Annotated in this window: 23 protein-coding genes; 13 read left to right on the forward strand and 10 right to left on the reverse strand. The window is 43.5% G+C overall.

Annotated features, from left to right (window positions below):
- Window positions 1–622 precede the first annotated feature (622 nt).
- From V2H77_RS07575 to V2H77_RS07595, 5 genes are all read left to right on the forward strand, one after another.
- Window positions 623–1,222, forward strand: a complete 600-nt coding sequence (locus V2H77_RS07575; RefSeq protein ID WP_341498321.1) for a TetR/AcrR family transcriptional regulator — start codon at window positions 623–625, stop codon at window positions 1,220–1,222.
- Between the two features lie 122 nt (window positions 1,223–1,344).
- Window positions 1,345–2,382, forward strand: coding sequence for an NADP-dependent oxidoreductase (locus tag V2H77_RS07580; protein ID WP_341498322.1), 1,038 nt, complete (start codon window positions 1,345–1,347; stop codon window positions 2,380–2,382).
- A gap of 51 nt (window positions 2,383–2,433) precedes the next feature.
- Window positions 2,434–3,591 (forward strand): iron-containing alcohol dehydrogenase, encoded by a 1,158-nt coding sequence (locus V2H77_RS07585; protein WP_341498323.1) that lies wholly within the window; start codon window positions 2,434–2,436, stop codon window positions 3,589–3,591.
- A 165-nt stretch (window positions 3,592–3,756) separates the two neighbouring features.
- Window positions 3,757–4,197 carry an aminoglycoside 6'-N-acetyltransferase gene (gene aac(6') / locus V2H77_RS07590; protein ID WP_341498343.1) on the forward strand — a complete coding sequence of 147 codons (441 nt, stop codon included), beginning with the start codon at window positions 3,757–3,759 and terminating at the stop codon, window positions 4,195–4,197.
- 251 nt (window positions 4,198–4,448) lie between these two features.
- Window positions 4,449–6,044, forward strand: coding sequence for an ABC-F family ATPase (locus V2H77_RS07595; protein ID WP_341498324.1), 1,596 nt, complete (start codon window positions 4,449–4,451; stop codon window positions 6,042–6,044).
- Between the two features lie 67 nt (window positions 6,045–6,111).
- On the opposite strand, the gene moeB is transcribed toward V2H77_RS07595, so the two are convergent.
- The 3 genes from moeB to V2H77_RS07610 form a co-directional block, all read right to left on the reverse strand.
- Window positions 6,112–6,864 carry a molybdopterin-synthase adenylyltransferase MoeB gene (moeB, locus tag V2H77_RS07600; RefSeq protein WP_341498325.1) on the reverse strand — a complete coding sequence of 251 codons (753 nt, stop codon included), beginning with the start codon at window positions 6,862–6,864 and terminating at the stop codon, window positions 6,112–6,114.
- Window positions 6,864–8,105 (reverse strand): molybdopterin molybdotransferase MoeA, encoded by a 1,242-nt coding sequence (gene moeA / locus V2H77_RS07605; RefSeq protein ID WP_341498326.1) that lies wholly within the window; start codon window positions 8,103–8,105, stop codon window positions 6,864–6,866. Before moeA ends, moeB begins: the two co-directional genes overlap by 1 nt.
- Before the next feature lie 227 nt (window positions 8,106–8,332).
- A complete protein-coding gene (locus V2H77_RS07610) occupies window positions 8,333–9,079 on the reverse strand; it encodes an SDR family NAD(P)-dependent oxidoreductase (RefSeq protein WP_341498327.1) in 747 nt (248 codons plus the stop codon).
- 337 nt (window positions 9,080–9,416) lie between these two features.
- Between V2H77_RS07610 and V2H77_RS07615 the strand changes: the two genes are divergently transcribed.
- The 3 genes from V2H77_RS07615 (at window position 9,417) to yeiB (ending at window position 12,605) form a co-directional block, all read left to right on the forward strand.
- On the forward strand, window positions 9,417–10,604 hold the full coding sequence (locus V2H77_RS07615) for a YbfB/YjiJ family MFS transporter (RefSeq protein WP_445935468.1): 1,188 nt from the start codon (window positions 9,417–9,419) through the stop codon (window positions 10,602–10,604).
- A 171-nt stretch (window positions 10,605–10,775) separates the two neighbouring features.
- Entirely contained in the window at window positions 10,776–11,435 is a 660-nt protein-coding gene (gene folE, locus V2H77_RS07620; RefSeq protein WP_341498329.1) for a GTP cyclohydrolase I FolE, read from the forward strand.
- Window positions 11,436–11,456: 21 nt separating this feature from the next.
- Complete coding sequence (gene yeiB, locus V2H77_RS07625; RefSeq protein WP_341498330.1) at window positions 11,457–12,605, forward strand: DUF418 domain-containing protein YeiB; 1,149 nt, start codon at window positions 11,457–11,459, stop codon at window positions 12,603–12,605.
- Here yeiB and sanA read toward each other — a convergent pair.
- The 5 genes from sanA to V2H77_RS07650 all read right to left on the reverse strand — a co-directional run bounded on the left by sanA (window position 12,577) and on the right by V2H77_RS07650 (window position 17,516).
- Window positions 12,577–13,317 carry an outer membrane permeability protein SanA gene (gene sanA, locus V2H77_RS07630; protein ID WP_341498331.1) on the reverse strand — a complete coding sequence of 247 codons (741 nt, stop codon included), beginning with the start codon at window positions 13,315–13,317 and terminating at the stop codon, window positions 12,577–12,579. The genes yeiB and sanA overlap by 29 nt on opposite strands.
- Before the next feature lie 143 nt (window positions 13,318–13,460).
- The gene (locus V2H77_RS07635) at window positions 13,461–15,158 is read right to left on the reverse strand and encodes an NAD-dependent malic enzyme (RefSeq protein ID WP_341498332.1); all 1,698 of its coding nucleotides are present in this window, start codon (window positions 15,156–15,158) and stop codon (window positions 13,461–13,463) included.
- Between the two features lie 205 nt (window positions 15,159–15,363).
- Window positions 15,364–16,248, reverse strand: a complete 885-nt coding sequence (gene cdd / locus V2H77_RS07640; protein ID WP_341498333.1) for a cytidine deaminase — start codon at window positions 16,246–16,248, stop codon at window positions 15,364–15,366.
- Window positions 16,249–16,389: 141 nt separating this feature from the next.
- Window positions 16,390–17,085 (reverse strand): CidB/LrgB family autolysis modulator, encoded by a 696-nt coding sequence (locus V2H77_RS07645; protein WP_341498334.1) that lies wholly within the window; start codon window positions 17,083–17,085, stop codon window positions 16,390–16,392.
- A gap of 2 nt (window positions 17,086–17,087) precedes the next feature.
- Entirely contained in the window at window positions 17,088–17,516 is a 429-nt protein-coding gene (locus tag V2H77_RS07650; protein ID WP_341498335.1) for a CidA/LrgA family protein, read from the reverse strand.
- A gap of 310 nt (window positions 17,517–17,826) precedes the next feature.
- On the opposite strand from V2H77_RS07650, the gene V2H77_RS07655 reads away from it, so the two are divergent.
- Both V2H77_RS07655 and V2H77_RS07660 read left to right on the forward strand, forming a co-directional pair.
- Window positions 17,827–18,141 carry a tlde1 domain-containing protein gene (locus V2H77_RS07655; protein ID WP_265514629.1) on the forward strand — a complete coding sequence of 105 codons (315 nt, stop codon included), beginning with the start codon at window positions 17,827–17,829 and terminating at the stop codon, window positions 18,139–18,141.
- Window positions 18,142–18,236: 95 nt separating this feature from the next.
- Window positions 18,237–18,461: a tlde1 domain-containing protein gene (locus tag V2H77_RS07660; protein WP_244161576.1), complete on the forward strand. Its 225-nt coding sequence runs from the start codon at window positions 18,237–18,239 to the stop codon at window positions 18,459–18,461.
- Window positions 18,462–18,734: 273 nt separating this feature from the next.
- Here V2H77_RS07660 and V2H77_RS07665 read toward each other — a convergent pair whose 3' ends face one another.
- Both V2H77_RS07665 and metG read right to left on the reverse strand, forming a co-directional pair.
- The gene (locus tag V2H77_RS07665) at window positions 18,735–19,217 is read right to left on the reverse strand and encodes an Hcp family type VI secretion system effector (RefSeq protein ID WP_341498336.1); all 483 of its coding nucleotides are present in this window, start codon (window positions 19,215–19,217) and stop codon (window positions 18,735–18,737) included.
- A gap of 559 nt (window positions 19,218–19,776) precedes the next feature.
- Window positions 19,777–21,804 carry a methionine--tRNA ligase gene (gene metG / locus V2H77_RS07670; RefSeq protein WP_341498337.1) on the reverse strand — a complete coding sequence of 676 codons (2,028 nt, stop codon included), beginning with the start codon at window positions 21,802–21,804 and terminating at the stop codon, window positions 19,777–19,779.
- Window positions 21,805–22,026: 222 nt separating this feature from the next.
- Between metG and apbC the strand changes: the two genes are divergently transcribed.
- The 3 genes from apbC to dcd all read left to right on the forward strand — a co-directional run bounded on the left by apbC (window position 22,027) and on the right by dcd (window position 24,703).
- Window positions 22,027–23,139 carry an iron-sulfur cluster carrier protein ApbC gene (gene apbC / locus V2H77_RS07675; RefSeq protein ID WP_341498338.1) on the forward strand — a complete coding sequence of 371 codons (1,113 nt, stop codon included), beginning with the start codon at window positions 22,027–22,029 and terminating at the stop codon, window positions 23,137–23,139.
- 287 nt (window positions 23,140–23,426) lie between these two features.
- Window positions 23,427–24,068: a uridine kinase gene (udk, locus tag V2H77_RS07680; RefSeq protein WP_036777923.1), complete on the forward strand. Its 642-nt coding sequence runs from the start codon at window positions 23,427–23,429 to the stop codon at window positions 24,066–24,068.
- 53 nt (window positions 24,069–24,121) lie between these two features.
- On the forward strand, window positions 24,122–24,703 hold the full coding sequence (dcd, locus tag V2H77_RS07685) for a dCTP deaminase (protein WP_036777925.1): 582 nt from the start codon (window positions 24,122–24,124) through the stop codon (window positions 24,701–24,703).
- Window positions 24,704–24,734 lie beyond the last annotated feature (31 nt).

Consider the following 24,734-nt stretch of genomic DNA (forward strand, 5'->3'; position numbering starts at 1 on the left):
GATAAAATATGTCTATGTTTTTAATAACCAATATATAAAACAAATATAATGTCAAATAAAAATAGGCATCTAGGTCTATGACGAGTTAATAATAATTTTATTATTTTTGAACATTAATTCATCAATTATATTGATGAGGTGTTAATGTATCGTAATATTGAATGAGTATAATTTAGTAACAGATTGTATTTATCTTGAATAGCTATAAGCCACTAATTTTATAAGTCTTTCTTATTGCTAAGAAGTTTGTTGATTTATTGATTAACAAATATTTGGATAATGAGCTAATATTATATTTACTATAGGGACTATTACATCCTTGATGGAGATATCATAGAAAAATAAAACTGTTATCAATGTAATATCATTGGTCCTTAACATGTTTATTTGCGGTGTGGCATTATTGCTTTTTCTTAATTTTTTTCTTCGTGTCTGATTTACTTAGTAATGATTATTATATTGGTAAGTTTATGGTTCAACATATGCCTCAGAATAAAGCTATAAATCAGTAAAAAAGTGGCCGGGAGTGATATTAACAGGGAGTTTTCTCATTTCTTCGCTGATCGAAAATTTTTGTTTTAAATCTGTAGACGACTGGTCTAATTAGATGTAGGTTATATCCATGCAAACGAATAGAACCCCCCAAGATACCCGTCAGCACATCCTGAACATTGCTCAACAAATTATTGGATGTAAAGGCTTTGCTGCCGTCGGACTTAATGAAATTCTGAAATCGGCAGAAGTGCCGAAAGGCTCGTTTTACCACTATTTTGCGTCGAAAGAGGCATTTGGCGCCGCAATGCTGGAAGATTACTTTACGCACTGTCTCGAAAGGATGGATAACATCATGGCGCGTAAGGAGTGGACAGCGAAAGAGAACTTGATGCAGTACTGGCAAGGCTGGTTGGAGCCGTTGGAAGACGGTACTTTTTGTGGACAAAAGTGTCTGGCAGTTAAGCTCGGTGCTGAGGTGAGCGATCTGTCCGTAGCGATGCGTCTGGTGTTGGAGGATGGGACGAAGAATATCATTATGCGTCTTGCCTCTGTAGTGGAAAACATTGTCCATGAGGGTGGATTGGATTGTGCTGTTGAGGAAGCTTTCCCGCTGGCTGAGGCGCTATATCAGATTTGGTTAGGAGCCAGCCTGATGGCGAAGATCACCCAGAATAGCGCACCGTTACAAAGTGCTATGGCTACCACCAAGCGATTATTGAATGCATAGCGAATAAAAACACTGTTGAAAGTCTCTATTCATCAGTGTTTTTTTATACTTAATGGTTAGACGACTGGTCTACTTTTGGGGTATCCCAATGATACTGACTTTAATGTTGAAGGAGAAGACGAATGTTTCAAACACAACAAACAAATCGCCGGATTGTCTTGGCTTCACGTCCGCATGGTTCCCCGACATTGACCGATTTTCGTCTGGAACAGCAACCTATCCCTGAGATACAGGAGAAAGAGCTACTGTTACGCAGCGTTTTTCTTTCGCTAGATCCTTACATGCGTGGACGAATGAGTGATAAACCATCTTATGAACCGCCGGTGGAGCTTGATAGCGTTATGGTTGGCGCAACAGTGAGTCGGGTAGTGTCTTCAAATCATTCGAGATATCAGGTTGGTGATTGGGTACTCGCATATGGCGGTTGGCAGGATTATGCCATTTCCGATGGTCGTGGTTTGATGAACTTAGGGCAATCGCCTATTCACCCATCCTATAGATTAGGCGTGTTGGGGATGCCGGGTTTTACAGCTTATGTGGGATTGTTGGATATCGGTCAACCTAAGGCTGGTGAAACGTTGGTTGTCGCTGCGGCAACGGGGCCGGTTGGCGCAACGGTTGGTCAGATCGGCAAGCTCAAAGGTTGTTATGTTGTTGGCGTAGCGGGTGGCGTGGAAAAGTGCCGTCATGCTGTTGATGTATTGGGATTTGATGTTTGTCTTGACCACCATGCTCCAGACTTTGCGGATCAGTTGTCCAAGGTTTGTCCGAAGGGGATCGATATTTATTTTGAAAATGTGGGCGGCAAGGTATTTGACGCTGTTTTACCGTTATTGAATGACTTTGCTCGCATTCCGCTTTGCGGGATGGTGTCTCACTACAACGCCATTGACCTCCCGGAAGGGCCAGATCGTTTGTTTTTGTTGATGGATCAATTACTGCGGAAACGAATTCGGATAGAGGGATTCATTGTTTTGGATCATTATGCTCGGCGTTTTGGCGAATTCTTACATGATATGTCCACATGGCTTGATGAAGGCAGGATCAAATATCGCGAAGAGGTGATATCAGGTTTGGAAAATACTCCAGAAGCGTTTATTGGCCTGTTACAAGGTCACAATTTCGGCAAGTTAGTCGTCCGTGTCGGCCCTGATAATTAAATGCGGTTAGACACATTAAAAAGCTGTATTCGATTGATGCAGTGAGGTGCTATGCGAAATTTTAAATATTACAATCCAACCAAGATCGTTTTTGGTAAAGAGACAATTAACCGTCTTGATAACCTGGTGCCGCAGGATGCGCGGGTACTGATTCTCTACGGCGGTAGCAGTGCTGAAAAGGCAGGAACGCTAGATGAAGTCAGGAGTGCGTTGGCTAATAGAACTATTCAGGAATTTGGTGGTATTGAAGCTAACCCGACTTACGAAACTTTGATGAAAGCTGTTGAATTGATTCGCAATAGTGAAGTGGATTTCCTGCTTGCTGTCGGCGGTGGTTCTGTGATTGATGGTACCAAATTTGTGGCGGCGGCTGTGAATTTTGCAGGGGAGCCTTGGCGTATTTTGGAAGAAGGGGGGTCTCTTGTTCAGAATGCGCTTCCGTTTGGCACCGTTTTGACGCTACCCGCGACGGGTTCAGAGATGAACAATAGTTCGGTGATTACCAATAAAGCGAAACAAGCTAAGCTGGATTTTATGAGTTCGCTTGTTTTTCCTCAATTTTCCATTATGGACCCAACGAAGACTTATACTCTTCCGTTACGTCAGGTGGCTAATGGGGTGGCTGATGCTTTCACACACGTTATGGAACAGTATTTGACTTACCCTGCCAATGGTATGGTGCAAGATAGATTTGCTGAGGGGCTATTGCAGATATTGATTGAAATAGGTCCTCAGGCTATAAACGCCTCGGATAATTACGAGATCCGTTCCAATCTGATGTGGGTGGCGACTTTGGCTCTCAATGGCTTGATTGGCGTAGGTGTGCCGCAGGATTGGTCCACACATTTCATCGGTCATGAATTAACTGCGCTTTACGGTATCGATCATGCACGAACGCTGGCGATTGTCCTGCCAGCTACTTTGCAAATCTGTCGGGAAAGCAAACGCGCCAAATTGTTGCAGTATGGTGAGCGAGTTTGGGGTATTACCCGTGGAGATGAAGAACAACGGATTGATCAAGCTATTGCATATACTCGCAGTTTCTTCGAAGATCTGGGAATCCAGACCCGTTTGTCGGATTACAACCTTGGTGTTGATGACATTGAGCGAGTGGTAAAACAATTGGAAGATCATGGTTTGACTCGATTGGGTGAGAATAAAGACATTACGTTAGATATTAGCCGCCAGATCTTGCAGGCAAGCCTTTGAGCTGGCGGAATGCCCTGGGACTCCAGGGCTTCTCCCAAGTCTGGCGTCTGTTTTAGTGAATAAATTTGCAGTATGATATAAGTTAAATAAGAAAAAATGTCTGAGTCAAAAATGGATAATAAATATCAGCAAGCATCGTATATTCAGTTGGAAAATAATCTTTACCTGATTGTAGTGAGTAACCGCCATAATTTTAATGAGTGGTTGTATTTGCGGAATACATTATGGCCCACGGCATCAAAAGAAGAGCACTGCGAAGAAATGACCTCGATTTTGCATTCTGATAACCAGATTGCTTTTATGATCCAATCGGATTTAGGTGATTTTTGCGGTTTTGCAGAGGCTTCACTACGTTTTGAATATGTCAATGGGTGCAATTCCTCTCCGGTAGCTTACCTTGAAGGGATCTATATTTCCCCGGAATTCAGAAGAAAGGGTTTAGCAACCCGACTTATAGCGCATATTAAAAATTGGGCTAAGGATCATGGATGTACTGAAATGGCATCAGATGCTGATATAAATAATGAAGAATCACTGGCTCTTCATTTGTCTCTTGGATTTGTTGAGACAGAAAGAGTGGTTTTTTTTAAGAAGTTAATTAAATAGGGATAAATGAAAAAGGTGAGAGAGTTTTTGGCATGAGAAATATTTACAAGGTCTGTACAAGCTCGACTCTCATGCTACTAGTAGTATTAAATTTTTTCATATATATTTTTCGATCATTTCAAACATATTCCTGTCTTTTGTCGAAGAAACAGATATAACTATAAGGCGATACTATCGTTCTACTGTGGCATAATGCGCCGCTATCGATTTTTCCGATTTCCCTTTTGTTTCTAAATGTAAGAGCGAATGCAGTGTTAAGTACAAACAACATCACTATGCAATTTGGCAGTAAGCCCCTGTTTGAAAACATTTCTGTCAAGTTTGGCAACGGTAACCGTTATGGTCTGATTGGCGCTAATGGTTCTGGTAAATCCACTTTTATGAAAATCTTGGGTGGCGATCTGACACCTACTGCCGGTAATGTCAGCATCGATCCCAATGAGCGCATTGGTAAACTGCGTCAGGATCAGTTTGCTTTTGAAGAGTACACGGTATTGGATACCGTGATTATGGGGCACACGGAACTGTGGCAGGTAAAGCAGGAGCGTGACCGCATCTATGCGATGGCGGAAATGAGTGAAGAGGATGGCTATCGCGTTGCCGATCTGGAAGTCGCTTATGGAGAGATGGATGGTTATAGTGCCGAAGCGCGAGCCGGAGAGTTGTTGCTAGGTGTTGGTATTCCAGTAGAACAGCATTACGGTTTGATGAACGAAGTGGCGCCCGGTTGGAAATTGCGTGTATTGCTGGCTCAAGCGCTGTTTTCTAATCCTGATATTCTGTTATTGGATGAACCGACGAACAACCTGGATATTGATACGATTCGTTGGTTAGAACAAATACTGAATGAACGAAATAGCACCATGATCATTATTTCCCATGATCGTCATTTCCTGAATACAGTTTGTACTCATATGGCCGATCTTGATTACGGTGAGCTGCGTCTGTTCCCCGGTAATTATGATGAATATATGGTTGCCGCCACTCAAGCCCGTGAGCGTCTACTAGCTGATAATGCGAAGAAGAAAGCCCAGATTGCGGAATTACAATCTTTTGTCAGCCGTTTTAGCGCTAATGCTTCTAAATCAAAACAGGCGACTTCCCGTGCTCGTCAAATTGATAAAATTCAGTTGGAAGAAGTTAAAGCATCCAGCCGTCAGAATCCTTATATCCGTTTTGAGCAAGATAAGAAATTGTTCCGTAATGCTCTGGAATTGGACGGTTTGACTAAAGGTTATGACAATGGTCCTCTGTTTAAAAATCTCAATCTTTTGCTGGAAGTTGGCGAGAAAATAGCCGTTATCGGTGCTAACGGTATCGGTAAAACGACCTTCCTGAAAACATTGGTTGGTGAAACAGAGCCAAATAGCGGCACAGTTAAATGGTCTGAAAATAGCAGCATTGGTTACTACGCTCAGGATCATGCCCATGATTTTGACTGCGATCTGACGGTTTTTGACTGGATGAGTCAATGGAAGAGAGAAGGGGATGATGAACAAGCCGTTCGTAGTGTATTAGGACGTTTGTTGTTCAGCCAGGATGATATTAAGAAAAAAGTTAAGGTGTTATCGGGTGGTGAAAAAGGGCGGATGCTATTTGGTAAGTTGATGATGCAACAGCCAAATATCCTAATAATGGATGAACCAACAAACCATTTGGATATGGAATCCATTGAATCCCTGAACCTTGCGCTTGAATTGTATAAAGGTACTTTGATATTTGTTTCTCATGATCGGGAATTTGTTAGCTCCTTAGCAAGCCGAGTTATGGAAATTAAATCTGATAAGGTCATTGATTTCAAAGGTACTTATGATGAGTATCTGAGAAGTCAGGGAATTGTTGAGTAATAATCTTATGAGTTAAATCGCCCTGGTTGAGATAACCGGGGCGTATTATTTCTATCGGCGGATAAAATTAACTGTTGCACACTTCGCAATTGGGATCTTTAAGTAATTTAATATCACTAAATTGCATCGTCATTGCATCAAACAGTAAAACCTTTCCACTGCTGACTTTGCCATATCCAGTAAGGAGTTTGATGGTTTCCATTGCTTGTAATGTACCGATGGTGCCGACCAATGGCGCCATCACTCCCGTTTCCACACACGTTAGATTGTTTTCGCCAAACAGTCTGCTCAGGCAACGGTAGCAGGGGGTATCTGGTTGATAAGTAAATGTAGTGAGTTGTCCTTCCATGCGAATAGCTGCGCCGGAAACCAGAGGCGTTTTCCTTACCAGACACAGGCGGTTCAGTTGTTCGCGGATCGCCACATTATCCGTACAATCTAAGACAACATCGTTCTGGCTGATAAGTTCATCTAGCGCCTGATCTTCCAGTAATCCGTCAACGGTTTTAATGGTGACATGGGGATTTATTGCCCGGAGCGTAAATTGGGCTGAATACACCTTAGCCATGCCGATACGTTCGTCCCGATGCAGGATCTGCCGTTGCAGGTTCGAGAGAGAAACGGTATCAAAATCCAACAGTGTTATTGTTCCCACGCCTGCTGCGGTCAAATATTGGGATGCCGCGCAACCTAAACCACCTGCGCCAACTATCAGGATCGTCGAAGATTTTAATTTTTCCTGACCGTCAAAATCAAACCCACGTAGAACAATCTGACGGTTATAGCGCAGGATTTCTGCGTCTGTGAGTTCAATGGTCATTATTCATTTTTCAGTAAGTGATTGAACAATTCTATTTCAACATTTTCACCAACTTCTACCCGCCCACGTTCACGTTCCAGAACAATGAAGCAGTTCCCCTGACTGAATGAACTAAATATATGAGAGCCTTGATGCCCTGTAGTGCGGACTTCCAGCTCACCTTGTTCATTTACCGAAGCAATACCCCGTTGAAAATCCATTCTTCCCGGTGTCTTTTTCAACGGCGTGATGACCTTGGCGCACATACGCATAGGGGGTTGCCATGCCGTAAAACCGGATAGACGCGCGATTAAAGGTTGAACTAATTGATAGAAAGTGAGAACGGCTGAAACTGGATTACCGGGCAGACCACAGAACCAGGCATTTTTTAGTTTGCCAAACGCGAAAGGTTTACCCGGTTTAATTGCTAGTTTCCAGAAACTGATTTCGCCTAATTCATCCAGTATCTGCTTGGTGTAGTCTGCTTCACCCACAGAAACGCCGCCACTGCTGATGACTAAATCGGCTTGTTGATCTGCTTGTGCGAAAACATGGCGTAAAGCTTGGGGATTGTCTGGAATAACGCCTAAATCAATAACGTCGCAATCCAGTTTTTCCAGCATCAGTCGAACGGCAAAACGGTTGGTATCATAAATTTGTCCTTCCTTAAGTGGGTGACCGATAGCTTGCAACTCATCACCTGTCGAAAAAATAGCGACTTTCAATTTGCGAACCACTTCAACTTCGGTGATGCCTAAAGATGCGATCAGGGGTAATTGAGCAGTGGATAATTTGCTGCCTGCCGGTAGTACCACCGCGCCTTTAGCAATATCTTCGCCAGCCAGACGGATATTCTGACCTTGTTTGGCTGGCTGAGTGAAAACAATGCCGTCATCAGTAATTTCCGCGTGTTCTTGCATAATAACTGTATCAGCATCTGTGGGAATAGGCGCGCCAGTCATAATGCGGATACAAGTTGCAACCGGCCATTTTCCTTGAAAAGGTGCGCCTGCCAGCGCTTTTCCTGCCAGAGGCAGAGGTTTATTGCCATTTAAATCGGCGTAGCGCACGGCATAACCGTCCATTGCTGAGTTAGCAAAAGGAGGCACATTAATGGGAGAAATGATATTTGTTGCAGTGATGCGTCCTGATGTTTGCGGGAGGCTGACAGCTTCTGTATCAGTCAGAGGTGTAACTTGAGTCAGAAGTTTTTCCAACGCCTGCTGCAAAGAGATCAATCCAGAGGTATGACAGTGATCCATAATGATGCTCCCAGATAACGTTTTTTATTAATGGCATTATGGCAGAGATCAACATATGTGTGAGTGATATTTGACTTTAATGAGTATCGTATATTCCATAAATGCGGCGATATTGGTATCGGTTATCCAAAACGCCGCAATGTGTAATAAGCGCATAGAACATCACGATTAACCTGGCGTCGGAGAATCTGCTGTTGTCATAGCCAGGTCGCAAAGCGAGTAAGCGCTTATAAGGTTTGACCACTGTCAACGGTTATGATTTGTCCTGTCATCGATTCTGCGTTTAACAGCATCAAGGTTATTTCTGCGACATCTTCTGGCGTTGAAATTCTTTCTAAGGGCAAATAAGTGCAAAGCGTATGCATTTTCTCTTCTCTCCCTTTCCACCATCTTGTTTCAACGGCGCCTGGCGCTACGCAGTTAACCCTGACCGATGGAGCCAGCGCCCGAGCTAAGGATTTTGTCAGCCCGTGAACCGCTGATTTGGACGCGGCATAGGGGATACAAGAACCCAGTCCCGTTTCGCCGGCGATACTACCGACATTCACGATAGCACTCCCCGTTCTTGCTTTAAGATAGGGTGCCGCATACCGGCAACAATGAAATGTGCCTTTCACATTAACATCAATAATGGCATCCCAAATATCGCTAGATATGGCATCAAGATCTTCAAATTGAAGTTGTCTGGTTGTCGCCGCGTTATTTACCAGATAGTCGATCCCGCCGAATTTTTCCACGACGGTGTTTATCATTGCCTGCACAGCCGATTCGTCGGCAACATTCGCTTTTATCGCGATAGCTTGCCCTCCATCCTTGATAATTATTTCTGTTGTTTCCAGCGCTTCAAGTTCACTTTGTGAATAGATCACGGCGACAGCGGCGCCTTGTTTCGCCAGCATAATACTGATAGCTCGTCCTATACCGGTTCCACCACCGGTAACAATAGCTGTTTTACCTTGAAATGCTTGGTACATAAAAATGCTCCTCACTCATATTTGTACGTAACATGGCAAATGATATCTCTTATAAACAGGCTTGTTAGTACCATTTTGGCGTTATTGTGCGGAAGCCTGGATAATTCAGTTAATGCTGTGTTTTTAGCTTTAGTTAAGACGAATAAATTAGAGCTGAGCCAGAAGGGGCATATATTCTGTCATCCCAAATACTGTAATTAATTGCTTACTGATTTTTTATTTATGGGCAGAAATAATTTACGTTTTTCTGGGAACTTTGTTAATTAAAAGTGTATGTTGTATTTGATTTCTGTTATGTCTTATGAAGAATAAATTAAAAAAATAATATTTTATGGCTATGAACAATTCAGTTTCTCCTCAACAGAGTCACCGCTACCTGGCTTTTCATATCGCAATGAGTGGATTTTTGGCACTGGTTGTCGCTATGGGAATTGGGCGTACTGCCTTCACTCCTCAAGTGCCTTTAATGATCGCAGAATTCCAGTTTAGTCTGACTGGGGCCGGTATCGTTGCGGCTTTTAACTATCTGGGATATTTGGCTGGCTCCTATGATGCAATGCGGGCGCGCCGTTTGATTGAATATCGGCTTTGGGCCGGATTATGGGGAGCGGTGATTATCACGCTGCTCTCTGCGCTACTGTATGGTGCGATATTGCACAGTATCGCCCGTTTTTTTATTGGTTGGGCAAGCGGCTGGACATTGGTATTGGTGGCATCATGGGCCAATGAACAGTTGGCTAAATTGAATCGTCCTGCGTTGAGCGCTGCCATATTTGCGGGACCGGGAGTCGGGATATTCGTTACGGGTATCCTTGCCATTGGTATTCAAGCATGGCAAGTGAGCGCTTCCGAAGCGTGGTTGTTATATGGCATTTTGGCGTTGATTTGTAGTATCTATATTAGTCGGCATTTGCCCCGTAATGGTGAGTTACATCGTTCACAGGCTGAGGTGAAGAAACTGACTTTGACGCCTGCAATTAAGCGGCTGGTATGGAGTTACAGTTTAGCGGGGTTTGGTTATATTTTACCTGCGACTTTTCTTTCGCAAATGGCAAGCGATCGTTTCCCCGGCAGTTTATTTGCGCAGTTTGTCTGGCCAGTATTTGGTGGCGCCGCAGTCATCGGCATCGGTTTTGCTATTTTGACTCGTCATATGCTGACAACGCAAATCCGGCTGGCGATCACTTTATGGATTCAGGCTGCGGGCATTCTTATCGCTGAGATCATTCCGGGAATAGGTGGTCTGGCATTAAGCTCTTTGTTGGTTGGTGGTGGTTTTATGTGTGTAGTGCAAATGGCGTTTCAGTATGGGCGTGAATTAGCGCCAGAACATAGCCGTTATATGGCTGGGTTATTAACCACCGGATATGCTATCGGACAGTTAATTGGGCCGATGTTGTCAGCGATTTCTACCGCAATAACCGGGAGATTGGAGCCTGCATTATATGTCGCATTGATTACCTTGGTCATTGCCGGGTTATTGGTTTGTAACAGGAATAAATCGACCAGTGAAGTGCGTATGTAAAAAATTCATATAATTATGAAAAGCTATCACTGGATAATCACCACGTGCTCATTTACAGTGTGTGCGATAGTTACCTGTTAGTAGTGAGTTGTTTCAGTTATGGTCTTCATGACTCGAATATCTATTTTACTACCCGCCAGATGATGAAAAGTAATGTCTTTGGAGAAAATAATGTCATCCTTAAGTAAAGAAGCTGAACTTGTGCATTCGGCGCTGGAAGCTCGTGGTCTTGAAACGCCTTTGCGTGGTCAGGCGTTGGCGCCGGAAGTGCGCAAAGCGCGTATTGAGGAGCATATGACGGAAATTATGAAACTGTTGAATCTCGATTTGCGTGATGACAGTTTGGCAGAAACCCCCAGTCGTATTGCGAAAATGTACGTCGATGAGATTTTTTCCGGGTTGGACTACAGTAATTTCCCAAAAATCACGTTGATAGAAAATAAAATGAGAGTGGATGAAATGGTGACAGTGCGTGATATCACACTAACCAGCACCTGCGAACACCATTTTGTCACCATTGATGGCAAGGCGACGGTTGCCTATATTCCAAAAGATAAAGTCATTGGGTTGTCTAAGATTAACCGTATTGTGCAATTTTTTTCGCAGCGTCCACAGGTACAAGAGCGCCTGACCCAACAGATCCTGATTGCATTACAGACACTGCTTGGCACTAATAATGTTGCTGTATCGATTGATGCGGTTCATTACTGCGTGAAGGCACGGGGTATCCGTGATGCAACCAGCACCACGACAACAACTTCCCTGGGTGGATTGTTTAAATCTAGTCAAAATACCCGTCAAGAGTTTTTACGCGCGACTCGCCATGTGTAATTTTTACATCGGGATATAAGAATGGCCTGCCAGAGAATTGACTCACTGGATAGTATTCGTGGTCTGGCAATACTGGGGATATTGTTACTCAATATCTCCGGCTTTGCTTTGCCATCCGCCGCTTATTTGAATCCGGCATATAATGGCTCTGCTTCTTTAACTGATTTGATTGTCTGGTCTGTACTTAGCGTCTTTGTTCAGGGAAAGTTCCTGTGTATTCTGGCTTTCTTATTTGGAGCGGCCTTGGAGCTACTATTACCAAGGGGCAAAATCTGGAATTACCCACGATTAACGATACTTGCTCTCATTGGAATAGGGCATGGCATCCTATTCTGGGATGGCGATATTTTGCTTTCTTATAGTTTAGCCGGTTTTTTCAGTTTCCAATTGATTAACCAGAATAGCGCCAGCGGCAGGTTATTTATGCAAGGCGCTGTTTTTTATCTGATCGGATTAGCGCTATTGTTTATTCTTGGCTTTCTTTCCCGCGGCGAATCTAATGATGTTTCTTGGCAGACGACGGAATTCCATACGTTATACGAAACATATTGGAAAACATCTGGTGGATGGCTGGCAGTAAAAGAGCGTTTTAATCAGGTCATATTGATGATGGTCATGCTGTTTGTACAGTATGGCTGGCAGCTTATCGGTATTATGCTATGTGGTGCGGGATTAGTGCGTAATGGTTGGCTAAAAGGTGAATTTTCAGTGAACCATTATCGAAATGCGGCGCTATTGCTGATACCACTCAGTGTGGCTGTTCAGATATTCTCTGTCGTGTTCCAATCTATCCATAATTGGGATTACTTTTGGTCAGGTATTGTCGGTTATATCCTTGCTGAGTTGGTAACGCCGTTTCAGGCTCTGGGGTATATGGCTTTGATATATGGTTTTTGGCCGGTCATTTCATGTTGGCGCATTAATTACTGGCTCAGTCAGGTTGGACGGATGGCGATGAGTAATTACTTGCTGCAAACCTTAATCTGCACCTTGCTGTTTTATCATCTTGGGTTTTTTGGTCAATTTAGCCGTTTGGAATTACTTGCATTTATCCTTCCTATTTGGGCGATGAATATTCTCTTTTCATGCTGGTGGTTGCGCCGTTACCCGCAAGGGCCGGTAGAACAGCAGTGGCGTAAAATTACTGCGGCATTGGCCCGGTCCGCTTAAGCGGGGTTTTATCTATTTCCTGCAATTCCTCTGGGGTGACGGCGGGGTAATCAGTCATATCTTTTGGTATCCTATGCGGAGCTGGAATAGGGATCAACGGGCCTAAGAAACGAGGTTCACGTTTCAGAATATAGAGATCAGTCAGAGCGCCAAGGCGGGCAATGATTTCGCGTAATCGAACGGTAATCATATTTTTAGGTGTCGAAACTGCATAACATTGAGCGGTAATTCCCATATGCATAGCGATAAATAGGGCTCGTTCACAATGAAATCGTTGAGTGATAATGGTGAAGTCGTTGGTGTTAAAAACCTTCCGAGTTCTGACTATCGAATCAAGCGTTCTGAAACCCGCAAAATCCAGTACGATATTCGCGGCAGGAATACCTGCTTTGACTAAATCTCTGCGCATGGTTACCGGTTCGTTATAACTTTGTTGAGCATTGTCGCCGCTCAGTAATAAGTATTTAATTTTGTCGCTGTTATAGGCATTAATAGCTCCCTGAATACGGTACATATAGTACTGATTTGGGGCGCCAGAGAGGTAATATTTAGCAGTACCAAGTACTATACCTACTTCACGTTCAGGAAGTTGTTTGAGATCATCAAAGACATAGGGGGCTGTTTTCCAGCTAATCCAGCGGTCAAGTGCAATAGCTGTCAGTATCAGCATCCCTGTGATGAATAACAGACTAGTTATCAGGCGCTTCCACATGCTTTTGCCTTTTTATACACATTAATGACTGAATTTGTTAAAGGCTACTTTACCTGAAATTTCTAAGCAAGTTTTCTCTCTGAGAAAAAGCTTGTTAGTAAAAGTAAACTAACAAGCTTTTTAGGTATTTTTAGCGATAAAAATCAGAATGAAGTACGTTTATACACGCGATATTCAGGTTTCCAGAAGTTGCGTTCAATCGCTTCATCCAGCGCTCCATCTGAGGTAACAGTGGCAACGCCCTGTATTTGCGCCTCTTTGGCGACTTGTTTAGCAATTTTGCGTGATACGTCCTGAATATCATCAATAAGCGGCAGTAACGGGCCTTGACCCTGTTGGGCTAAGGGTGAACAATCCGCCAGTGTTCGACTTGCTGCCATCAACATACCGTCAGTAACTAGTTTAGCCCCTGATGCAATGACACCCAGACCAATCCCAGGAAAGATATAGGCGTTGTTACATTGAGCGATCGGATATTCCCGATCTTTATATTTTACCGGGTTAAATGGGCTACCTGTCGCCACCAGAGCGGCGCCATCTGTCCAGTTGATGATATCTTCTGGACGGGCTTCAACGCGAGAAGTTGGGTTCGATAACGGCATGACGATTGGACGTTCACAGTGTTTATGCATCTCACGGATGATCTCCTCTGTAAACAAACCTGACTGACCTGAAACGCCAATCAATACCGTCGGTTTAGCATTACGGACAACATCGAGCAACGAGATGGCATCGCTGTTTACATCCCACTGAGTCAATGAGTCGCTTTTCTGTACCAGCTTATTCTGGAAATCCAACAGATTTGGCAATTTGTCTGTCAATAAACCGAAACGGTCAACCATGAAAATACGGGCGCGAGCCTGTTCTTCGCTTAAACCTTCGGATTTCATCTGGGCGACGATCTGTTCTGCAATGCCGCAACCGGCGGAACCTGCGCCAAGGAAGGTAACTGTTTGATCTTTCAATTGACGGCCAGCCGCGCGGCTAGCGGCAATTAAGCTCCCTAACGTAACGGCGGCGGTTCCCTGAATATCATCATTAAAGCAACAAATCTCGTGGCGATAGCGATCAAGCAGAGGCATGGCATTTTTTTGGGCAAAATCTTCAAATTGCAGTAGCACATTTGGCCAGCGGCGTTTAACCGCCTGAATAAATTCGTCTACGAATTCATCATACTCTTCACCGGTGATACGCGGGTGACGCCAGCCCATGTATAACGGATCATTCAGGCGTTGCGGGTTGTTGGTGCCTACATCCAGGACGACTGGCAGTGTATAAGCCGGGCTAATACCACCGCAAGCGGTATACAAGGAGAGTTTACCGATAGGAATACCCATACCGCCAATGCCTTGGTCGCCCAAACCAAGGATACGTTCACCGTCGGTAACCACGATGACTTTGACATTTTGCTTGGTTGCATTTTGCAGCATGTCATCAATATGGGCTTTGTTTGGATATGAGATGAACAGGCCGCGGGCGCGACGGTAAATATCGGAAAAGTGCTCACAAGCTTCACCAACGGTTGGGGTGTAGATGATTGGCATCATTTCGTTCAAATGTGCATCCAGCAGGCGATAGAACAGGGTTTCGTTAGTGTCCTGAATATTTCGCAGATAAATGTGCTTATCTGCGTCATTTTTAAAATCAAGATACTGTCGATAAGCACGTTCAGCTTGTTCTTCGATGGTTTCGACCGCTTCCGGTAATAAACCGTAAAGATTAAAGTTGCTGCGTTCTTCTTCAGTAAAAGCGCTGCCTTTATTCAGCAGGGGGAATTCCAACAGAATTGGGCCGGCATAGGGAATATATAATGGACGTTTACTTTCGTGTTCCAGTTCCATGAATCTTACTCTTTGAACTAAATGGATAAACAAGGTTAGCTTAGATCCTAAGAGATAGGAAAAATATGTACAGTAAATGTTACTTAGTTAGAGGTATTATGAGCTAAAATGAGAGATAACATCCAGATTTGGCTAATAAAATGTTACGGTAGTTGTTTTTTATAGTGGAAAACCCTCTATGCAGATAGAGGGTTTTCCACTGAATTCAGAAAGTGTAGTAATCAAATTTGCTGCAACCGAGTGCGGCAAGTATGGATTGAGTCGCACTCCGTTGGGATAAATCACAGTGTTTTCCCTCAACTAACACTGCTCTGTCGATAGCCAGGCAATCACCACCAGAAATGTTCATCAGAATCAGCGCTGCTTGTAATGGCGGTAAGCTTGGGTTAAATGCGGCATTTTCTGCATAACGCCCAGGATAAATTTTTCCATCTTTTCCTAAAAGCGCGGTACCACTGTAGGAATTACTGTATGGAGCATAGCTCTGGTTTGCTGCATCTAGTGCAGTCAGTACTAATTTATCCGTGGTTTCTAGTTTATAACCATGATTGACCGGGTCCATCAACAAAGTCTTGATGCCCAGATCGTTTGGGCCAAAAGAATCTGGCAGATAATGACCTAATGTTGAATGTACCTGCTTTGGCAGGTGAATCTCTAATTGGGCGCCACTATTAAGTTCATTCATAAATTGACGGCAGTGTCCGCACGGAGAGTAGTTCACAGTAACAGATGCCAGTCTTTTCTCGCCCAATAACCAAGCGTGAGTAATCGCACACTGTTCTGCATGAATCGTTTGCTGTAGCGGCACGCCAGCAAACTCCATATTCGCGCCAAAATAGAGGTTTCCGCTTTCACCGCGGGCAATGGCGCCAACATTAAAATGTGATATTGGTGTTAGGGAACATGCCGCTGCGAGTGGCAACAGGGCGACAGCCAGGGTGTTATCATCAAAACCGCAGGCTTTCTTAATAGATTCAGCTTGCTCAGCAGTAAGCATGGCGGGAAAGTCATTGTTTCCTGCGTAAGGTAAAAGAGCATCCTGTAGTTTAAAGGGTAATTGTACCCAGATAGGGTGAAAACGAGCCTGCATAGCGTGATCTCCGAATTAACTTAAGATCATTCTAAGTTGTCTGATTAGATTTGTAATGTGATTAATGTCATATAGATGGATGAAACTTATGTAATTGAAGTTGGTAATTAAGCGATTATTATCAAATTTCCTAAAGATAAACTAGCTAAATAGGTATAGCAGCACCGGGAATACAAAGGGGGCTGTTAGTGAAGTAATGATACCGCAGGTCATCAATGCCAATGAGCTGTATGCGCCTTCAACGAAATTGACCTCTGCACAGCGGGCAGTACCTAAAGCATGTGATGCCGTTCCCATTGCCAGGCCGCGGGATGCTTTAGTTTTTACCTGTAATAGATCGAACAGGTTGTGACCAAATATTGCCCCGAAAATGCCGACAAAAATAACGCAAGCAGCACTGATTGCAGGAATACCGCCAATGGCATCTGCTACTGCCATTGCTATTGGCGTTGTGACGGATTTAGGTAATATCGAAGCGGCCATTTCAGGCGTTGCACCCATCCATAAGGCAATAGCAGCGCCTGTTACCATAGCGACAATACTGCCGATAAAACAGATGCTGATAATGGACTTCCATTGGGCACGGATCTGATGTAGCTGCTCATATAAAGGAAATGCTAGCGCAACCACGGCGGGTTGGAGTAGATCATTTAGAATTCGGCTGCCGGCAAAATAGTGTTCATAAGAAGTGTGGGTGATTAATAATATTGGAATAATGATGGCGATAGAAACCAATAAGGGGTTCAGTACGGGAATTTTGAATCGTAATGAAAGTTTTCTTGCGGTGTAGAATACCATCAATGTTAATGGCAGCGACCACCAAATATGACTTAACATTTTTATTTCTCTTGTTTCTGTTGTTCACTCTTAATTTCTGAGGCGGAACTCATAATTGGACGTTCACGATGAATATAGTGGGAACTGTAAGCAACGATAATCATAACAACTACGGTGCTGATCAGGCATGAAAAAACAATTGGAATTATCTGTTGGCTGAGTTGATCGTAATAATTCATCACGCCCACACCGATAGGCAGAAACAATAAAGTCATATTTTTTAGTAACAAACTACAACCTGGTTTTGCCCAATGAACAGGAATGAGTTGGAAAGATAATAAAACGAACAAGATCAACATGCCGATAATACTGCCGGGAATGATGATGGGTAATAGGGAAGAAATGGCATTACCTGTCAGCAAACACAAATAAATCAGAACAAATGCTCGCAGGTACTGCCAACCAATAATCAGTACTTCACGCAACGACATAACAAAATCCCTAATTCTGGCGAGGTATTCATCATACAATTAACCTTGAGAATGTGCCATCCTTTCCTTCGAAAGGATGATGGAAATTTCGGCGGTTATGGATTACAGCCCCGATAAAATGATTAGCAAGATTGGTAATGCGTAGTTTGATTTAATATGAGGTTTTCTAGAAAAAAGTGAACTTTATGATAGCGTTGAAGTCCAACCATACGAAAACATACGCTATGGAAAAAATAGTAATTTAATCAATTGCAGGTTGGAATACAACTCGCAGATATATTATATGGGAATAACCATGCAAATTTGTAGGATGAATTATAACGACCTGTCCGATAATGGACGAAAGGCTAAATTTCATTGTTATGGCGTTGGTATATTTGACGTTTTCTCTGGTCAAGATCCATACGTTAACAAGTCTGAATGTTCTTACATTGAGAAATCAGCAATTCCTCCAGGTCAGTATTGGATTGTTGATCGTCCGGTTGGTAGCATAGCGAACCAAGTCAGAGGCACAGCTCTTGATATGATTCATGGTACTAATCATTCTCAATGGTTTGGGTTATACCCTATAGATTTCAAGATGCATCGCGACGGCAAGGGAGCGAATCCCCGGGAGCATAGATAACTATGTGACCGGGGTGAGTGAGTGCAGCCAACAAAGAGGCAACTTGAAAGATAACAGGTATATATAGTTTTCAGACAATGAATGATTATATATTCGTGAACGGTGTTCGACGCGGTGCATTTCGTCTTCATCCATTGCGTCCGAATGGTAGCGGCGAATCTTGGGGATGTATCACCTTTTATCGTGTTTCTGACTTTAATATCGTGCGAAACGCTCTGCTCCGTACCCATAAGTTTAAAGTACCCGGCAGCTCATTGATGGCATACGGTAGAGTTGATGTTATGGGGAATACAAATTTTGGTGCGTGTAAAGTTTCTTAGCTTATTGGGTTATTTACTATGCCTGTTGATCGCACTGCTAGCGTTCCGGCTCATTACTCCATTAAACTTGGCTGTTTATCAGGTGTACCGCATGGTAGAACGTTTCCTGAACAGTATAAATTTGGGTTGGTTAGGAGGCAATTACGAGGATAGCTGGGTTGAATTTTTTATAGACATCTTTGTACTTTTAATAATAGCTCTAATTATACACAAAATCGCCAGTCGGATTTTTAATAGACTTCGATAAAATGCCGGATATTCCGGCGTTATTTCTTAGCGCTCTTTCCATGAATCAGAGTAAATGATATTACCATCAAGGTATTTCCACGTAATTTTCTCGTATCTAATTTCAACGGATTCCAGATGATTAAGGTGTTGATAAGACGGGTCTTTTATATTGTGCATTACTGGAGAAATTGAAACAATTTTCACTCCGCTCATAAGGATATGGAAATATTCCTCTTCCTGACCTGTGTTGTTTATTCTGTACCACTTGATATTAGCAGATTTTAACGTCTGTCCAGTGGCAACAGCTTTATATAGGTATGGAGATGCCCGATCAAATTCTTTTTCGAAACTCATTGAACCATGTACTCTGGTACCCGTTAGTTTTCCTGTACTACTATCCGTGGGAATATATAGACTATGGTTAAAACTCAGGATTTCAATGCTACCCTCGCGATTTTGTACATCGACAGATCCCTTAATATCTGTACCACCATCATCTTGCAACCATATATATGCCGGTATGGCCATACTAACCTCCTAATAATTTTCCTACACATTGATTTACTTCAATTCCATTCTAAATTCGATGATAATTTAACTGAATTATCTCACTATAACTAGTGATAATTTCATTAACTACTTTGAACTTTACTTTCTATTGAAGAAAATCCAAAGTGGATACTGGAGATGGAAATTTTCCATGTCACATATAATTAACCAATAAAAGAGGATCGAAACTAAGGTACGGTAGTTGATTTGTTCAACACAAAATAGCTAAAAAATCCAAGTGCAGGTCTATCTTCTATCGGCCCTTGTTCGACAATTAACGAAAAAGTTTGCCCAGAAAACCGATTCTTAAGGCACAAGCGGGATACCAGTCGCCTCAGTAATAGTCCCTACTGATAAGCAGCAAGTATTTTGAAATGAAGACTCTAATTTACTGGCAGCTTTCACGCCTTGCTCGCTGGCATGTTGAAAGTGATGCTCTGAGTAAATCCAAGATACAAGGATGTCAAAGCTCACATTAAAAAAACGGGGACCATTGCTGACCCCCGCGGGTGAAAATATTAATCAAATAAATTGGCTATTATTTCACTTGCATACCGGGTTGTGCGCCGCTGTCTGGGCTGAGTAAGAAGATATCTTTTCCACCGGGTCCAGCCGCCATAACCATCCCTTCTGAAATACCAAAGCGCATTTTGCGCGGCGCCAGGTTAGCGACCATAATGGTTAAACGGCCTTCCAGCGCTTTTGGATCAGGATAACTGGAGCGGATACCAGAAAATACCTGGCGGGTTTCGCCGCCAAGATCCAATATCAGTTTCAGCAACTTATCTGAGCCTTCGACAAAATCCGCCTGTTTAATAAGGGCAACGCGCATATCAACTTTGGCAAAATCATCGAAGGTGATAGTGTCCTGAATCGGATCTTCCGCCAGTGGACCGCTGACTTTTTGTGGTGTGTTGATGCTCTCTTTAGATGCTGCAACCATCGCGTCCACTTTATCCATATCAATGCGATTGAACAGGGCCTTAAAGGCAGAAACTTGATGATCCAACAGCGGTTGTTCAATACCATGCCAGGTAAGTTCTGTATTTAAGAAAGCTTCTGCGCGTTCTGCCAGACTTGGCAAAACGGGTTTCAGGAAAGTCATCAAAACGCGGAACAGGTTGATGCCCATTGAACAGATAGCTTGAAGATCTGCATCACGGCCTTCTTCTTTTGCCACCACCCACGGCGCTTGCTCATCCACATAACGGTTTGCCAAATCAGCCAGTGCCATGATTTCACGGATTGCTTTGCTAAATTCGCGGTTATTAAACTCTTCTGCAATCACCTTTGCCCCATCAATAAACTGTTGGTAAAGCGCCGGATCAGCCAGTTTATCCGCCAGCTTGCCGTTAAAGCGTTTATTAATGAAGCCTGCATTACGGGAGGCCAGGTTAACAACTTTATTAACGATATCGCTGTTAACACGCTGAACAAAATCTTCCAGATTCAGATCGATATCATCAATGCGAGCAGAGAGTTTGGCTGCATAGTAATAACGCAAACAGTCTGCATCCAGATGATCCAAGTAAGTGCTGGCTTTAATAAAAGTACCGCGGGATTTGGACATCTTCGCACCGTTGACGGTGACATAGCCGTGAACAAACACATTGGTTGGCTTACGGTAACCGCTGCCTTCCAACATAGCCGGCCAGAACAGGCTGTGGAAATAAACAATGTCTTTACCGATAAAGTGATACAGATCGGTGGTGGAATCTTTTGCCCAGAACTCATCAAAGCTCAGATTTCCGCGTTTGTCACACAGGTTTTGGAAAGAGCCCATATAACCAATGGGAGCATCCAGCCAGACATAGAAATATTTGCCCGGAGCATCAGGAATTTCAAAACCGAAATAGGGGGCATCACGGGTGATATCCCACTGTTGTAAACCGGATTCAAACCATTCCTGCATTTTGTTAGCAACTTGTTCCTGTAATGCGCCGGAGCGGGTCCAGGCTTGCAACATGTTGCTGAATGCGGGCAGATCGAAGAAGAAGTGTTCTGTTTCACGCATTTCTGGCGTCGCGCCGGAGACAGCAGAACGTGGGTTGATCAGTTCAGTTGGGCTGTAGGTTGAACCGCAAACTTCACAGTTATCGCCATATTGGTCTTCTGCCTTACATTTCGGGCAGCTACCTTTGACAAAGCGATCCGGCAGAAACATATTTTTCTCAGGATCGTATAACTGAGAGATAGTACGACTCTTAATATGGCCGTTTTTCTTCAGTTCGAGGTAGATTTTAGTTGAGAGCGCTTGGTTTTCTTCGCTATGCGTGGAGTGATAGTTATCATAGCTAACTGAAAAGCCAGTAAAATCCTGATGATGCTCTTGGTTCACCGTTGCGATCATCTCTTCAGGAGCAATACCCATTTGCTGAGCTTTCAGCATGATTGGTGTTCCATGAGCGTCATCGGCACAGATAAAGTGAACCTCTTTGCCGCGCATTCGCTGAAAACGGACCCAAATATCTGCCTGGATATGCTCCAGCATGTGACCGAGATGGATTGGACCGTTAGCATATGGCAACGCGCACGTCACCAATAATTTTTTTGCGACTTGAGACATAATAAGGATCTGACTTCCAATAAGTGAAAAAGGGAGTTTGATGTTAACCGATCAAAAAAATTGTCGCTAGGGTAAGGTTTAATCTTAATGAGTTTTGTTGGATAAAAACTGAATCAATGAACGGGAAGTGGGTTTTTGTCGCTAATCTTATCTGAACGCATTGGGTTCTGTTATTATGGCAATATGGTTTTTCGCTAATTGATAATCATCAAAGGAGCCGGGATGAACTCACAATCCCCCGAGCAGACCAATCCTGACCTGCTGAAATCTCAGGTAACAAAAATACTTGCTGCTTTTACCCACCTGACGCTAGAACGTGATTTGATAACGTTGAAGGCTTTACATCACTGTACGATGCTTGACGGCGTCTTGCATATTGAATTGCTCATGCCGTTTGTCTGGAAGCGTGGGTTTGAAGCATTGAAAGAAGCGACCACCCAAAAATTACAGGCGGTAACCGGCGTAAAATCGGTGGCATGGAAATTAATCCATGATATCAGCACATTACGTCGCGCTAATGATTTGCCGGGCGTTAATGGCGTCCGTAATATTTTGGCTGTCAGCTCAGGTAAAGGTGGGGTGGGTAAATCCAGCACTGCCGTAAACCTGGCGCTGGCATTGGCTCAAGAGGGGGCAAAAGTCGGTATTTTGGATGCCGATATCTACGGCCCTTCTGTTCCGAGTATGTTGGGAACTTCCAAAGAGCGGCCGACTTCCCCGGACGGACAGCATATGGCGCCGATTATGACGCATGGTCTTGCCACTAACTCTATTGGTTATTTAGTAACAGATGATAATGCAATGGTATGGCGTGGTCCGATGGCTAGTAAGGCATTGATGCAGATGCTACAGGATACATTATGGCCGGATCTTGATTATCTGGTTATCGATATGCCGCCAGGAACCGGTGATATTCAGCTCACTTTGTCACAAAACATCCCGGTAACGGGGGCGCTGGTGGTAACAACGCCTCAGGATATTGCCTTAATTGATGCAATGAAAGGCATCGTTATGTTCCAGAAAGTGAAGGTACCGGTACTGGGTATTGTTGAAAATATGAGTACGCATATTTGCAGCAACTGTGGTCACCAGGAACCTATTTTTGGTACGGGTGGAGCAGAAACATTAGCTGCTAAATATCACTGTAAATTATTGGGACAAATCCCTTTGCATATTTCACTGCGTGAAGATCTTGATCGTGGTCAGCCAACGGTTATCAGTAATCCCGATAGTGAATTTACCGATATCTATCGCGAAATTGCAGCGAATATTTCAGCTCAGATGTATTGGCAAGGCGAGAAGATACCGACAGAAATTTCGTTCCGTGCTGTTTAATACGGGTATTTGATTGATGATAACGGGTGATGGATGCTTTCATTGCCCGCTTTTTGTATTGGAGAGATTTTGTATGGAGAAATTTTGCATGGTGAAAAGTATGTTTGCCCGATTTCCCTCGTTACGATTTCCTTGGTTACATGGTTTTTATGCGAAACGCCTCGAAAAAAATGAGACTTATCTTGTTTGCACTGGAACAGATACCATTAACTCCCTATAATCTCGCCAAACTTAGCGCTCATAAGTGCTTTGTTCCCATTTTTTTCTAGAATCAGGTTATCGCTATTATGGCTGACGAAGCATATCAGTGCACAATTGTAGGAATTTCCGGTGCATCTGCCTCAGGTAAAAGTCTCATTGCTAATACACTTTATCGTGAATTACGCGCTCAGGTTGGTGATCACAATATCGGTATTATACCAGAGGATTGCTATTATAAAGATCAGAGCAATCTATCAATGGAAGAGCGTTATAAGACTAATTATGACCATCCAAGCTCAATGGATCACAATCTGCTGTTTTCTCACCTGCAAGCGCTGAAAATGGGTGAATCAATTGAATTACCGCAATACGATTATGTTGCTCATACTCGTAAACCAGAAGCGATTCATTTTGCGCCGAAAAGGGTTATTATTCTGGAGGGTATTCTGTTATTGACTGATAAGCGCTTGCGTCAGGAGATGGATTTCTCTATTTTTGTTGATACGCCACTGGATATTTGCCTTATGCGTCGTATTAAACGGGATGTACATGAACGGGGACGCTCTCTGGATTCGGTTATTGAGCAATATCATAAAACTGTGCGCCCAATGTTCCTGCAATTTATTGAACCATCAAAGCAATATGCAGATATTATTGTGCCGCGCGGAGGTAAAAACCGGGTAGCGATTGATATATTGAAAGCCAAAATTGGTCAGTTCTGCGAATAATAAAACTTTGCTTGTCAGACATTGATAAGCATCATCGTATTTGAGAGGAAATAATGCGACTCTGTGACCGCGACATTATTAAATGGCTTGATGAAGGTAAATTGGTCATTGCTCCACGTCCGCCGATTGAACGCATTAACGGGGCAACTGCTGATGTGCGCCTTGGGAATCAGTTTCGTGTTTTCTGTGGTCATACTGCGGCATATATTGATTTGAGCGGCCCGAAAGATGAGGTCAGCGCTGCGCTTGATCGCGTGATGAGTGATGAAATTATCCTGTCTGACGATGAGGTTTTTTTCCTCCATCCTGGCGAGTTGGCACTGGCTGTTACGCTAGAATCCGTCACATTGCCGGATGATTTGGTGGGCTGGCTTGATGGCCGTTCTTCTCTTGCGCGTCTTGGGTTGATGGTGCATGTGACAGCACACCGGATTGATCCGGGCTGGCATGGTCAGATTGTTCTCGAATTCTATAACTCCGGTAAATTGCCTCTGGCGTTACGTCCGGGTATGGTTATTGGGGCTTTGAGTTTTGAGCCGTTGTCTGGTTCCGCTGACCGTCCATATAACCGCCGTCAAGATGCGAAATATAAAAACCAACAGGGTGCGGTGGGTAGCCGTATTGATGAAGATTAATATTTTTATCGGTTATTGAGTTGCATTGACT

The organism is Photorhabdus sp. P32 (genome assembly GCF_038085095.1).
In the GTDB taxonomy this organism is placed as follows: Bacteria; Pseudomonadota; Gammaproteobacteria; order Enterobacterales; family Enterobacteriaceae; genus Photorhabdus; species Photorhabdus luminescens.